At 46.8% G+C, this 802-nt stretch carries 1 protein-coding gene; it reads right to left on the bottom strand.

Features of this window, described 5'->3' with window-relative positions:
• Positions 1-5 precede the first annotated feature (5 nt).
• The coding region (gene htpX / locus A3756_RS18150; RefSeq protein WP_068554175.1) for a protease HtpX at positions 6-802 on the bottom strand (797 nt) is incomplete at its 5' end.

Here is an 802-nt window from a genome sequence, read left to right as displayed (position 1 = left end):
AGGACCTAAGCACTATAACGCTGTCGAAGCGCTTCGATACGTTTGTCTAGAGGAGGGTGACTCATAAACAAACCGCCTAATGAATTCTTCAGTTCGCCACTAATACCAAAAGCGACCATTTCAGAAGGCATTTCACTTGGTTTATCGTATTCAGCCTGCAGGCGTGCAAGTGCGCTGACCATCGCAGCGGGGTTAACTAGCTCCGCTCCCGCTATATCTGCTCGATATTCTCTACGGCGGCTAAACCAGAAAACAATCGTGCTAGCGAGCACTCCTAATATCATCTCTGCGACGAAGGTGGCGATAAAAAAGCCCATGCCGTGACCGCTTTCATTTTTGAATACTGCTCTATCAACAAAGCTACCGATAACTCGCGCAAAGAACATAACGAATGCGTTTACGACTCCTTGGATAAGGGTGAGGGTAATCATATCACCATTTGCGACGTGCCCGATTTCATGCCCAAGTACAGCCTTAACTTCCTCACGGCTCATTTTATTGAGTAAGCCTGTGCTTACGGCGACTAAGGCGTTATTTTTATTCCAGCCGGTTGCGAAAGCATTAGCTTGTGCGCTGTTAAATACGCCAACCTCAGGCATACCGATATTGGCTTTTTGAGCAAGATCCTGGACGGTGGTATAGAGCCATTTTTGGTCAGCGTTTTGTGGCTCTTCAATCACTTGAACTCTCATACTGCGTTTTGCCATGAATTTTGACATCAGCAAGGAGACGACTGAGCCTGCCATACCAAATATCAGGCAGAAGATAAGGAGGTTATTGTAGTCCAAACCCTGTGCAGTCA

The sequence above is a fragment of the Oleiphilus sp. HI0086 genome (assembly GCF_001635225.1).
This window is presented reverse-complemented; position numbering and strand designations above follow the sequence as displayed.